Below are 12944 nucleotides of genomic sequence, written 5' to 3'. Positions count from 1 at the left end.
CATCGGATAATACTTTTATCAACACCCGCAACAACTACCACTAGTACAACGTTTTTAACACTAAATGCTTTTACCCCGCTATCAATTTGAATACCTGGAAGCCGGCTGTGATGAAGCCGGACGCGGTTGCCTTGCAGGGCCGGTTTTTGCTGCTGCTGTAATCCTGCCTGACGACTTTGAACACCACCTGCTCAACGACTCCAAACAGCTAACCGAAGAAATTAGGTACCAGCTCCGGATTGAAATTGAACAAAATGCCATTGCACATGCAGTAGGTATTGTTGATAATGTAGAAATTGATGCCATAAACATCCTGAATGCTTCTTTTTTAGCCATGCACCGGGCAATAGAAAAATTACATTTAAGCCCTCAGTTTTTAATTATTGACGGAAACCGGTTTAATAAATATCAGAATATTCCACATCAATGCATTGTGGAGGGCGACGCCAAATATTTCAGCATTGCCGCCGCATCCATCCTGGCTAAAACCTACCGCGACGACTACATGAAACAAATAGCTGCCGAGCACCCGGAATACGACTGGCATAAAAACAAAGGCTATCCCACTATAAAACACCGCGAAACAGTAATGAAGATTGGCTATACCCCCTACCACCGCCGTACCTTCAGGGTAACTGACCCGCAATTGCAGATATTTTAGCATATTGCATAACACTACACGTTAGTGCAACATACTTTTTGCGTTGGCCCGCTGTGAACCTGCCCCATGGCTCGCAAACACATTAAAATTCATTTATCGTAATTTTCTTCAAAAAAAGAACGCGCACGCTTTTTTCACCCTTTCCAATCCCTCAATTTTTATATTTTTGTTAAAAACCCGGTAAACCATTGAGAATCCTTATTTTAACATATCGCGTCCCGTTTCCTCAAAACGGTGGTTACTCCATTGTGGTGTGTAATACCATCCGCGGGTTGGTTAACCTTGGGCACGAGGTTTCATTGGTGGCGCTTAATGCAAAAAAATATCACCACGAAACTACCGATGATGATAAAGATCTGCTCTCAAAAATAAAGTACAGGGTATTTGACATTGATACCACCGTATCGGTATTTGATGTTGCCGTGAACCTTTTCAGCAAAACCTCTTTTAATATCGATAAATATTTTGACCAGGAATTTGAACGCCTGCTCATCCGCGAGTTGCTTATAAAGGATTATGACATTATCCAGTTCGAGGGGCTCATGGTTTCCCTTTACCTGTCTGCAGTACGCAAGGTTTCAAAGGCCAAACTGATCTACCGCTCGCACAATGTCGAAAACCAGATCTGGCAGCGGCTTTCTGAACAGAAATCTGATCCGTTTAAAAAATCTTACCTTAAGATGCACGCCAAACGGATTAAAAACTATGAGCTGCAGCAGCTTAATAACTTTGACGGCATTGCGGTATTTACCCAACAGGATAAAAGCACCTTGCTTGAATATGGAACCAAAATCCCAATTGAAATACTGCCTGTCGGGATAAACCTTGATCATTACAGCCCTGATTTTAACAAAACGGAATTTCCCAGCTTATTCTTTTTAGGATCACTGGACTGGCTGCCAAATCGCGAAGGGATTGAGTGGTTCCTCGACAATTTCAGTAAAGACCTTACTGACGGCGAACTGCGGGTTAAATTTTACGTAGCGGGTAACGATATTCCGGACCGATTTGATGACTACGATGTAATGGGTAAGATCTTTATCCAGGGCGAAGTTGACGATGCACTGGAATTTGTAAACAGCAAATCAATTATGATTGTGCCGCTGCTATCAAGCGGGGGCATGCGCGTAAAAATTGTTGAAGGTATGGCTATGCAAAAATGCATCATTTCAACTTCGCTGGGTGCCGAAGGCATCAACTATGAAGATGGCGTAAACATACTGATAGCCAACAACTACGATGAATTTTACGATGCCATTAAGCTTTGTATTACTGACGAAGATTATTGCAAAAATGTAGGTATTAATGCCCGAAAACTGATGGAAGAGCAGCACAATGTAAATCACGTCACTAAAAAACTGGTTGAATTTTACGAAAGCGTGGTTTGAATTTTACGTCCTTTACTTCTGCAATTCAGCAATAATATTCTTTGCATTGTCATTTGCCGGGTCCAGTTCTAATGAGCGTTTATAACTAAAAAGCGACCTTTGCTTGTCTCCCTGTTTATAATAGGCCTCACCCAAACTATCAAAAACGTTGCCCGAACCCGGAAACAAAAGGGTATTAAATTCAAAAACAGTTATAGCATCGTTCACCTTGTTTTTGTGCATTAAAAAATAGCCTATTTCGTTTAATGCCGATTCATTATCAAAGCCGTATTCATGTGCATGCCTGGTTTTAAATTGTTATAGAAAGAAATTATCTGCCCGCCGTTCAGTGTATCCAGTGCCTGCTGATAGTATTTCAAAATTGATTTTCTAAGCTGACAATATGGCTTTCCATCCAAAATAGCCTGTATCGCACGGTTTATGTCATATACATTACCTTGCTTGTTATTGGTCATCACTATAACCACCCTGCCTTTTAGCGCATTATCAGTTAGCAAAGCCTGATAATTACGGCTTGAGCCATCGTGTATATGGGTTGCCAGCTTATCACCATCCATACTCCCTCCGCCAAGCCCGGCCTGTTTGTTTGGCCCCACGGGATAAAGAATTTGCCTGGTAGATGCAGGTGTAATTAGTTTAAAGGTTGAGATACAATTGGCCCACTTGTAAAAGTCGGCAAGGGTAAGGCAGGTCCACCCGGATATTGGCACTGTTAAAGAATCCTGCTGGTAGGCATCGTTATATCCTTTAGCTATTAGAACGTCGGCATCCGTCGGATCGATTATAGCCGTGTCCATGCCGCATGGCTTTAGAATTTTTTGCTGCACAAACTGGTTAAATGTTAATCCGCTTACTTTCTCAATTATCCTCCGCTGCAAAAAAACATTGTTATTGTTATAATTATAATCGGTGCCCGGCTCAAAATTAAGCTTGTCCAGCTTTTTAAGATCGGCCATGTTATCCGCATCATTCTTAACGGTGGCCCATTTAACATCAGGTAGTCCACTTGTGTATTGCATCAGGTTTTTAATGCTGATCTTTCCGGCCCATTCCGGCAAGCCAGGCAGGTATTTTGATATCCTATCATCCAGGCTTAGCTTTCCTTGCTCTTGTAATATCATTATTCCGACAGCGTTAAATTCCTTAGCTATTGAGCCAATATGAAAACGATAACTTTCAGTCAGTCCTGTTTTTTTTGAAGCATCTGCAAAACCAATTGCTGTTTTATAAATAATATGATTGTTATCGGCTACTAAAACATTCCCGTTAAAAAGTCCCAGCCGGTTTGCACTTTTGATAAGGGAATCAATTTCAGCAACTTTATTTTCCTGAGCTTTAAGGTTATCTATGGTCGAAATAAGTATTGTACTTAATAAAAAGAATGTTTTAAAAGCCTGTTTCATATAGACTATGACGCATCATAACCATTTTGGTTACGTGCTCTGCAAATATTTCACTATGCATATTTGACTCCGAATAGAGGAAAGGGAATAAAAATCTCTAAAGTCCATAAATCGTGTTATTTTTGCCGCTTATTAATTGAGGAATGAAACCATCGCGAGCTACATACCGACACAGGCTTACATTAGCTTCATTGCCCTTTAAAAACAAATTGCTTTAATGAAAAATACCGCTTTAACCGAGATCCATATAAAAGAAGGCGCTAAAATGGTGCCGTTCGCTGGTTACAATATGCCTGTGCAATATGCCGGCATCAATGCTGAACACGAAACCGTGCGTAACGGAGTTGGCGTTTTTGATGTTAGCCACATGGGCGAATTTATTATTAAGGGCGACCACGCGCTGGCGCTGATCCAGCAGGTAACCAGTAATGATGCTTCAAAATTATACGATGGTAAAGTGCAGTACTCGTGCCTGCCTAACATGGATGGTGGTATAGTTGACGATCTTTTGGTTTACCGGATCGACGAAAAAACTTACATGCTGGTAGTTAACGCATCAAATATTGATAAAGACTGGGATTGGATCTCCAAGTTCAACACCATGGGTGCCGATATGAAAAACATTTCGGACCGCACCTCCCTGCTTGCTATCCAGGGTCCCAAAGCCTCGGCAGCATTGCAAAGCCTAACCGATATTGACCTGGCTTCAATGGAGTACTATACTTTTAAAAAGGGGACCTTCGCGGGTGTTCCCAATGTATTGATATCGGCAACCGGTTATACCGGTGCGGGTGGTTTCGAGATCTATTTTGAAAATGCTAACGCCGAACAAATCTGGAACGCAATTTTTGAAGCAGGCAAGCCGTTCGGCATCAAACCAATTGGGTTGGGTGCACGTGATACATTACGCCTGGAAATGGGCTTTTGCCTTTACGGGAATGACATTGACGATACCACTTCGCCATTGGAAGCGGGCTTAGGCTGGGTAACCAAATTCAGTAAAGAATTCAATAATTCGGCAGCATTACAACAGCAAAAGCAGGACGGCATAAAACGCAGGCTGGTTGGTTTTGAAATGATAGACCGCGGTATTCCCCGCCATGACTATGAAATTGTTGACGCCGATGGCAATAACATAGGCAAAGTAACTTCGGGCACGCAATCGCCGTCATTGCAAAAAGCAATTGGTATGGGTTATGTAAAAAACGAATTTGCTAAAGAAGGCACCGAGATCTTTATCAGCATCCGCGATAATAAAATAAAAGCAAAAATTGTAAAGCCGCCTTTTACAAAATAGTCATTGGGTATTTGTCATTAGTCATTTATGGCTAATGACAAACCCGTTATCCAATTACCTTATGACGCAAAATGACCAGTGATTTAAACGTTTGCCTTTCTCCATCTCTTATTCCCCTCTATAATGTAGCGGATCATATCGTTGTGATCATAGATATTTTCAGGGCAACATCGTCCATTTGCTTCGGTATTGAAAACGGCGCAGCTGCTATTATCCCCGTATCTGAAGTGGAAGAATGCGCTGCGTACCGCGAAATGGGATTTGATTATTTACTCGCTGCGGAACGTGATGGTAAAGTAGTTGACGGATTTGATTTTGGCAATTCGCCTTTTTCGTACACAAAGGAAAAAGTTAAGGGCAAAACCGTTGTACTAACAACAACAAACGGTACCCATGCATTACATTTATCGCGCAGTGCTAAAAAAATAGTTATCGGCTCATTTTTAAACCTTACGGCTTTATGTAACTGGCTAAAAACACAAGACGAAAACATCCTGCTGGTATGCGCCGGCTGGAAAAACAATTTCAACCTGGAAGATACCCTGTTTGCCGGTGCCGTGGTGGATCAGCTCAAAGAAACGGGCCTTAAACTCGATGACGCGGCCATTGCTGCCAACGATCTTTTCCAGGTTGGCAAAAACGACATTAATCAATATCTCAAAAAAACGTCCCACAGCGAACGGCTAAAAGCACTCGGCATTGAAAAAGATATTGAATTTTGTTTGCAGGTTGACATAACAACTGCCATCCCTGTACTTGATGGGGAGAGGTTGGTGAAATTGGTTGGTTAGCGGCAGGACTTAGTATCAGCGGCGGCTAAAACGCTTACTAAAACCGCCACTACTACTTTAGTTTCTCATTATTCCTGTGCCTGTCTTTATCTCTGATACTCTTCTTCTCCATATTCTTTTCCAGCGCATCAGTAAGGTCAATCCCGGTTTGGTTAGCCAGGCAGATCAGCACAAAAAGCACATCGGCCATTTCATCAGCCAGGTTAACTTCTGTATCCGATTTTTTGAACGATTGCTCGCCGTATTGTCTCGCCATAATACGGGCAACTTCCCCAACTTCTTCCATTAAAATGGCGGTATTGGTCAGTTCGTTAAAGTACCTGATCCCGGTTGTTTTTATCCAGTTATCTACCGTTTTTTGTGCCTCTTCAATAGTCATATCTCTTTGTTAAAAACTTACTGCCACTGCTATTATTTCTACCACTAATGATTGTCCTTATCCTTAGTATCCATAATAATAGTTACCGGTCCGTCATTCAGTAAGCTGATCTTCATATCCGCTCCAAAAATCCCGGTTTCAACTTTTTTACCTGTTAAATTTTCAAGTAATTTGATCATTTGCTCATACATGGGGATCGCTTTATCGGGCCGGGCCGCTTTTATAAACGACGGCCGGTTGCCCTTTTTGGTTTGGGCAAACAACGTAAATTGCGAGATCAGCAAAACACCGCCGTCAATATCCGCCAACGCCTTGTTCATCAGGCCGTTTTCATCCCCAAATACCCTTAGTCCGGAAATCTTTTGCGAAAGCCATTGCAGGTCATCATCCGTATCAGCATCCTCAATCCCGAGTAAAACCAGGAAACCCAATCCAATTGACCCGGTTACTTTATCTTCAACTTTGCAGGAAGCTTCCGAAACACGTTGTATTACAGCTCTCATTGAATAATTAGTTTATTATGTTGGATTTAGTGAGTTTTTGATTAAGTTGAATTCAAACATAATCAACTTAATGTAAATCTATCAAGCATTTAAACTGTTAATTTGAGATTTAATTAAAACTCCCTTTCAATTTTGTTAGTTTCGCAATCTGTTTGTTAATACTATTTTCTATACAACATGGCTTCCAGAGGATTTACAACCACTATTTTACATTCCGACCGTTTAGGCAAACCAGAACACGGCGCATTGCATAAACCTATCCATACTTCGGTAACGTACGGTTATGACGATGTGCAGGACCTGGTTGACATTTTCCAGAATAAGAAAAAAGGCTACGCTTACTCGCGCCAGGGCAACCCAACCGTTACAGCGCTCGAGCATAAAGTAACCAATATGGAAAATGGAATGTCCTCTATTGCCTTTTCTACCGGTATGGCAGCTATCTCTGCTACCATATTGGCGCTCATTAAACACGGCGACCACGTACTGGCAAGCTCTTTTTTGTTTGGCAATACCCGGAGTATCTTTCAGTCGTATATAGATATGGGCCTGGATATTACTTTTACCGATGCCACATCAATTGATAACATTAAGGCCGAAATAAAAGATAACACCCGTTTAATTTTTGTTGAAACCATTGCCAACCCGGCAACACAAATAGCAGATCTTAAAGCTATTGGCGAACTGTGCGGGCAAAAAGGCATCATCTATATGGTTGATAATACCATGACCTCACCCTACATTTTCAAACCTGTTAATGTAAGGGCAAGCCTGGTGATCAATTCATTAACTAAATATATTGGCGGCCACGGCAATGCGCTGGGAGGCAGCGTTACAGATACCGGCTTGTTTGATTGGAGCAATTTTCCCAACATCTTTCCGACATTTAAAACCCAGGTTAAACCCGAAGTTTTGGGAATGACGCAGATCCGCAAAAAAGGCCTTCGCGATGCCGGGGGCACGTTATCGCCCGAGGCAGCACACTCCATTTCTGTAGGCTCCGAAACGCTGGCACTGCGCCTTGATCGTGCGTGCAGTAATGCGATGGCTTTGGCCACGTTTTTTGAAGCACACCCGTTAATTAAAAAAGTTTATTACCCAGGCCTGGAATCGCATCCGCAGCATAAACTTGCCGGTGAGCTCTTTTACAAATTTGGCGGACTGATGAGTATTGAACTGGATAACAGCATTGATTGCTTTGCCTTTTTAAATAAACTGAAACTGGTGGTTAAATCCAGCAACCTGGGCGATACCCGCACACTGGCCATCCCGGTTGCACATACCATATTTAACGAATTAGGCGCTGCAAAAAGAGCCGAAATGGGGATCTCGGATTCAATGATAAGACTCTCAGTTGGAATTGAGGATTTAGAGGATTTGCTGGAGGATTTTAAGACTGCGTTAGCATAGAGATCAAAGACCGGAGATCAGAAATTACTTTCTTGCTTTTCTAACTAATTTCCGGTTTCTAACCGCTAATAGCTAAGCACGGGTATCATTTCCATTATAAATGCTCAAATAGCTTTCATAACGCGATAGCTCAATTTCTCCTTCCTGTACTGCTTCTAAAACGGCACAACCCGGCTCGTTGATATGGCGGCAATTGTTAAAGCGGCATTGGTTCATGCGCTGGCGCATTTCGGGGAAGAAATGACTTAGCTCCTGTTTCTCTATGTCGATAACGCCCAGCTCGCGGATGCCGGGAGTATCAATGATGAACCCGCCCTGCGGCAGCTCAAACATTTCGGCAAAGGTGGTGGTGTGCATGCCCTTATCGCTCCAGTCAGATACCTGGTTGGTACGCAGGTCGAGGTCGGGCAGCAAAGCGTTGATCAGGCTTGATTTACCCACGCCTGAATGGCCGGAGAACAAGGTAACTTTATCTTTTAAGATGTCCTGCACCTGGGTGATGTTAGTTCCTTCCAAAGCCGAAACCTCGTAGCATGGGTAGCCTATCTTTTCGTACACCGCTTTATAATCAGCGAGGATCTCTAAACCTTCATCGCTGAACAGATCAAGCTTGTTAAAAACAAGTTTTGCAGGGATATCATAAGCTTCGGCGGTTACTAAAAACCGGTCGATAAACCCTAATGAGGTTCGGGGTGATGCTAAAGTAACCACCAGTATGGCCTGGTCAAGGTTAGCAGCAATGATCTGCCCCTGTTTTGACAGGTTAATTGATTTGCGGATGATATAATTTTTACGCTGCTGTAAGTTGGTGATCACGCCGGTTTCCTGGTCGGGCTCCATTTCAAAGTCAACGATATCACCCACCGCCAGTGGATTGGTTGTAGTTATTCCTTTGATGCGGAACTTCCCCTTTATCCGGCAATCTATTCGTTGTCGGTCGGGCAGTTGCACCTGGTACCAGCTTCCTGTTGATTTTGTAATTAATCCCTGCATATTAACAAGCTTCAAAAGTAATAAATTACTTAGCTTATTAATTTTTCATCGCTTGATTTAATGATGCAATACAATTAATTATCGCTGTATTTACTGCGGACAAGTAGTATCTTATCGTGCTGCCATCAAAGTTGTGCATCAAGCCATAGTCTTTCTTTTTATAAATATCTATTAACCAATCAGCGCTGGTTGGGTGAACGACTACTTTATTAAAAAACCCGCTTTTAGGTCTGAAGTATGCTTCATAAATTTTATAGGTATAATAATCATCCTCACAACTAATTTTAATAGTTATCCGCATGTAATAATTATAGTATACCACTCTCATTGAATTTGGAGGTGCGCGAAATTCAAGAATAGCCCAGCTCAAAACACTACTCCTGACATCCTTATCTTTCGATAAGGTGTCGTTCCAATGATATTTGAAATTATTACTTATCCATTTTTTTGCAGCACTATCCAACACGGATTTATTATGGCCCTTTACCTGTATGCTATCGGCGTACATTAACTTCCCATTAACTACAGGCAATTTATATACAATGGTATCTTTTCCTTTTTGCGCAAGTCCGGTTTTTGCTATAATTAAAAACAAGATTAATATTACAGTTCTGCTCATATAATGAGTAATGATATTAAAAATCGTTGTAGTTACTGCCTGTTTTTATAAAAAATAAAATAACCCTCGTTTATTAAAAAAATATCTACTTACCTTTACGACATTATAATATGATTAACAACAACATCATCACAACATCTCAACAATCACTGGTTTCATTACCGGGGGACTGTGATCGTATGGTGTAAAAAACATAAAAAGCCAAATGAAAGCCTTCCTCCAAAACGGGGAAGGCTTTTTGTTTTAGCGATAATTAAAAAAATCCAAACAGTATAAAATCATGAAAAAAATATCAACCTTATTTAAAAAGGATCCGAATAATTTGGCGGGGGTTATCAATGAAGTTGACCCCGAGAACAATTGGGCTTTACACAGCGGAATCGCAACTAGGAAATTTGATGGTACAGCTTGCGCCGTAATAGAAGGTGAATTGTATAAACGATATGATGTTAAGAAAGGCCGGGAAATCCCAGCTAATGCAATACCCTGCCAAGAACCTGATGGGATAACCGGACATTGGCCACATTGGGTTAAATGTGACAGCAATGATAAGTCGGACAAATACCATTTCGAAGCTTTTGATAAATGCACTGAAAAAATTGATGGGACTTACGAATTAGTGGGGCCAAAAATACAAAGCAATCCCGAAGGATATAATGAACACCGTTTAATAGTTCATGGCGGCCACGAGATTAAATTGGAAGATAGGTCATTCGAAAGCATCCGGGACTTCTTAAGCGCATCACATAACGACATTGAAGGCATTGTGTTTCATGCCAATGATGGAACCGGCAGAATGTGTAAAATACGTAAAAGTGATTTTGATATAAAACGAAAAAAATAAAATAAACCTTGTTTATTAAAAAAATATCTACTTACTTTACAGGCATTAAAGAACATGACAATTAACAACACCACATCAATAACCATTACAACCACCGGCACAAATTCCGGAGGAAAGTAATCGTATGGTGTAAAAAATATAAAAACCAAATGAACGCCTTCCTCCGAAAAAGAGGAAGGCGTTTTTTGTTAATAGCGACCCAATAAATGAAAATTTTAAAATTTGGCGGTACTTCTGTAGGATCAGTTCAAAGTATCCAAACCCTTTTAAATATTTTAAGAGGCGAAGTTGAAAATGGTGAAAAGCCGGTGGTGGTGCTCTCAGCAATGAGCGGGGTAACCAACCTGCTGGTAGCAATGGCCGAAGGCGCAGCAAACGGCATTGAATTTACCGCGCAGCTGGCAGAACTTGAAAAACGCCACTTTGATGTGGTTAAAAGCCTGCTTACCGTTCAAAATCAAAACCCGGCCTTTACCCGCTTAAAGATTTTTTTTAATAACCTGGAAGACTTGTTACAGGGGGTACTTACCCTGCGCGAGCTTACACCTAAAACCCGCGACCAGGTATTAAGCTTCGGCGAACGCTGCTCAACCTTAATGATCTGTAAAATTGCGGCACAACATTTCCCTGAGGCACATTGCGTTGATGCATCGGACCTGATCAGAACCGACAGTTCTTTCGGGCAGGCAAAGGTTAACAGCGAACTGACGGAACAGCTCATCCGCGGTTTTCACAGCGAGCATAGGGATAAAATTTTGTTTGTTACCGGCTTTATAGCCGCAAATGATGCCGGGCAGCTTACTACGCTTGGCCGCGGTGGCAGCGATTACACTGCTGCAATATTTGGCTCGGCATTAAATGCACAGGAAATCCAGATCTGGACAGATGTTAACGGCATGATGACCGCCGATCCGCGTATGGTAAAGAAAGCATTCTCACTACCTGAGCTTACTTATACCGAAGCGATGGAACTTTCCTACTTCGGCGCAAAAGTCATCTATCCGCCAACCATGATCCCCGCATTTTTAAAGAAGATCCCCATCGTAATAAAGAACACCTTCGAGCCGGAATTTGAAGGAACCGTGATCCGTCATGACTGCAAGCCGTCAAACCTGCCCATAAAAGGAATTTCATCCATCAATAATATCAGCATCCTTAACCTGGAAGGCAGCGGCATGGTAGGCAAATCGGGCTTTAGCGGCCGGTTATTCTCTCTGCTGGCGCGCGAGCAGATCAACGTAATCCTGATCACCCAGTCATCCTCAGAACACAGCATTACTTTTGCCGTGCAGCCCGATGATACCGAGCGTGCGCGCGAGGTAATAGAACAGGAATTTGAGCTTGAGCTGCTGGCCAAAAAACTGGAACATGTTGTTATTGAAAAAAACCTCGCCATTATAGCCATAGTGGGCGAAAATATGAAACAAACCCCCGGCGTATCAGGCAAGCTGTTTCATGCACTGGGGCGTAACGGTATAAACGTAAGGGCGATAGCGCAGGGATCGTCAGAGTACAACATCTCGGTCATTATTTCGGCGCACGACCTGGCAAAGGCCCTTAACGCGGTACACGATGGCTTTTTTACCCAGCTTACCAAAACGCTGCATGCCTTTTGCCTGGGCACCGGCAACATCGGACAAACCCTGTTTAAGCAATTAAATGCCCACAGCTCATATTTACAGGAGCACAACGGCATCCAGGTAAAAATTGCAGGTATTGCCAACACCCGTAAAATGATGTTTAACAGCGATGGCATTTCACTGGATAGCTGGCAGGATGAATTACAGGCATCGCACCATACCGCCGACCTGCAGGAATTTGTTGCCCGTATGAAAAGCATGAACCTGCCCAACTGCGTGTTTATTGACAACACTGCCAGCCCCAAGCCGGTTGCATTTTATGAGGAAGTATTTAAATCGAACATTTCGGTTATCACCTGCAATAAAATAGGAAACTCGGCATCATATCAGCAATACAAAACCTTTCATGATGCCGCTCAACAGCATGGTGTGGACTTTTTTTACGAAACCAACGTGGGTGCCGGTCTGCCAATCATCCGTACCCTAAAGGACCTGATGAACAGCGGCGACCGGGTAGCAAAGATCGAGGCTATTTTATCGGGTACTATTTCTTTTATATTTAATAATTTTAAGGGCGACGCCAGCTTTCACGACGTAGTAAAAGAAGCACAGGAAAAAGGCTATACCGAGCCCGATCCGCGCGATGACTTAAGCGGAAAGGATTTTATGCGGAAGATTCTGATCCTGGCCCGCGATGCCGGGTATGCAATGGAAGAAGCAGATGTTAAGATAGAAAGCATGTTACCTCAGAGCTGCCTGGATGCCCAAACTGTTGATGATTTTTACGCGGCGCTTAAAGCCGAAGACGCATTTTTCAGCAACCTGAAAGCAAAAGCTGAAGCAGGTGGCAAAGTGTTGCGCTACATTGGCAAGCTTGATAATGGCAAAGCTGAGATCACGCTGCAAATGGTTGATGAAAGCCACCCGTTCTTCACCCTGTCCGGGAGCGATAACATCATATCCTTTACAACAGACAGGTACAAAGAACGGCCATTGGTAGTAAAAGGCCCCGGCGCAGGCGCCGAAGTAACCGCAGCAGGCGTATTTGCTGATTTAATAAATGTGGGAGCATAAGC

Annotated in this window: 13 protein-coding genes; 7 read left to right on the top strand and 6 right to left on the bottom strand. The window is 42.6% G+C overall.

Annotated features, from left to right (window positions below; genetic code table 11):
* The first annotated feature begins 64 nt into the window (after window positions 1-64).
* Both MuYL_RS07315 and MuYL_RS07310 read left to right on the top strand, forming a co-directional pair.
* Window positions 65-661 carry a ribonuclease HII gene (locus tag MuYL_RS07315; protein ID WP_094569908.1) on the top strand — a complete coding sequence of 199 codons (597 nt, stop codon included), beginning with the start codon at window positions 65-67 and terminating at the stop codon, window positions 659-661.
* 188 nt (window positions 662-849) lie between these two features.
* The gene (locus tag MuYL_RS07310; RefSeq protein WP_094569907.1) at window positions 850-2049 is read left to right on the top strand and encodes a glycosyltransferase family 4 protein; all 1200 of its coding nucleotides are present in this window, start codon (window positions 850-852) and stop codon (window positions 2047-2049) included.
* A 12-nt stretch (window positions 2050-2061) separates the two neighbouring features.
* Here the strand turns inward: MuYL_RS07310 and MuYL_RS07305 are convergent, their stop codons facing one another.
* Together MuYL_RS07305 and MuYL_RS07300 are read right to left on the bottom strand one after the other, a co-directional pair.
* Window positions 2062-2271: a tetratricopeptide repeat protein gene (locus MuYL_RS07305; protein WP_094569906.1), complete on the bottom strand. Its 210-nt coding sequence runs from the start codon at window positions 2269-2271 to the stop codon at window positions 2062-2064.
* 20 nt (window positions 2272-2291) lie between these two features.
* Window positions 2292-3452, bottom strand: a complete 1161-nt coding sequence (locus MuYL_RS07300) for a serine hydrolase domain-containing protein (protein WP_094569905.1) — start codon at window positions 3450-3452, stop codon at window positions 2292-2294.
* A 217-nt stretch (window positions 3453-3669) separates the two neighbouring features.
* Here MuYL_RS07300 and gcvT point away from each other — a divergent pair, with 217 nt between their 5' ends.
* Both gcvT and MuYL_RS07290 read left to right on the top strand, forming a co-directional pair.
* Window positions 3670-4749 carry a glycine cleavage system aminomethyltransferase GcvT gene (gene gcvT / locus MuYL_RS07295; protein ID WP_094569904.1) on the top strand — a complete coding sequence of 360 codons (1080 nt, stop codon included), beginning with the start codon at window positions 3670-3672 and terminating at the stop codon, window positions 4747-4749.
* Between the two features lie 71 nt (window positions 4750-4820).
* Window positions 4821-5540 (top strand): 2-phosphosulfolactate phosphatase, encoded by a 720-nt coding sequence (locus MuYL_RS07290; RefSeq protein ID WP_094569903.1) that lies wholly within the window; start codon window positions 4821-4823, stop codon window positions 5538-5540.
* Window positions 5541-5592: 52 nt separating this feature from the next.
* Here the strand turns inward: MuYL_RS07290 and MuYL_RS07285 are convergent, their stop codons facing one another.
* Entirely contained in the window at window positions 5593-5919 is a 327-nt protein-coding gene (locus MuYL_RS07285) for a nucleotide pyrophosphohydrolase (protein ID WP_094569902.1), read from the bottom strand.
* 44 nt (window positions 5920-5963) lie between these two features.
* Complete coding sequence (gene dtd, locus MuYL_RS07280) at window positions 5964-6422, bottom strand: D-aminoacyl-tRNA deacylase (protein ID WP_094569901.1); 459 nt, start codon at window positions 6420-6422, stop codon at window positions 5964-5966.
* A 177-nt stretch (window positions 6423-6599) separates the two neighbouring features.
* On the opposite strand from dtd, the gene MuYL_RS07275 reads away from it, so the two are divergent.
* Complete coding sequence (locus MuYL_RS07275) at window positions 6600-7832, top strand: cystathionine gamma-synthase family protein (RefSeq protein WP_094569900.1); 1233 nt, start codon at window positions 6600-6602, stop codon at window positions 7830-7832.
* Window positions 7833-7904: 72 nt separating this feature from the next.
* On the opposite strand, the gene rsgA is transcribed toward MuYL_RS07275, so the two are convergent.
* Together rsgA and MuYL_RS07265 are read right to left on the bottom strand one after the other, a co-directional pair.
* Window positions 7905-8825 carry a ribosome small subunit-dependent GTPase A gene (gene rsgA, locus MuYL_RS07270; protein WP_094569899.1) on the bottom strand — a complete coding sequence of 307 codons (921 nt, stop codon included), beginning with the start codon at window positions 8823-8825 and terminating at the stop codon, window positions 7905-7907.
* A gap of 37 nt (window positions 8826-8862) precedes the next feature.
* Window positions 8863-9444: a hypothetical protein gene (locus MuYL_RS07265; RefSeq protein WP_094569898.1), complete on the bottom strand. Its 582-nt coding sequence runs from the start codon at window positions 9442-9444 to the stop codon at window positions 8863-8865.
* Between the two features lie 280 nt (window positions 9445-9724).
* On the opposite strand from MuYL_RS07265, the gene MuYL_RS07260 reads away from it, so the two are divergent.
* Both MuYL_RS07260 and thrA read left to right on the top strand, forming a co-directional pair.
* Window positions 9725-10288, top strand: a complete 564-nt coding sequence (locus MuYL_RS07260) for a hypothetical protein (protein WP_094569897.1) — start codon at window positions 9725-9727, stop codon at window positions 10286-10288.
* Between the two features lie 206 nt (window positions 10289-10494).
* Window positions 10495-12942: a bifunctional aspartate kinase/homoserine dehydrogenase I gene (gene thrA / locus MuYL_RS07255; protein WP_094569896.1), complete on the top strand. Its 2448-nt coding sequence runs from the start codon at window positions 10495-10497 to the stop codon at window positions 12940-12942.
* Window positions 12943-12944: the final 2 nt, after the last annotated feature.

Source organism: Mucilaginibacter xinganensis (genome assembly GCF_002257585.1).
Classification (GTDB): Bacteria; Bacteroidota; Bacteroidia; order Sphingobacteriales; family Sphingobacteriaceae; genus Mucilaginibacter; species Mucilaginibacter xinganensis.
Note: the sequence above shows the minus strand (reverse complement) of the source record. Positions and strands in the feature narration are given on the sequence as shown.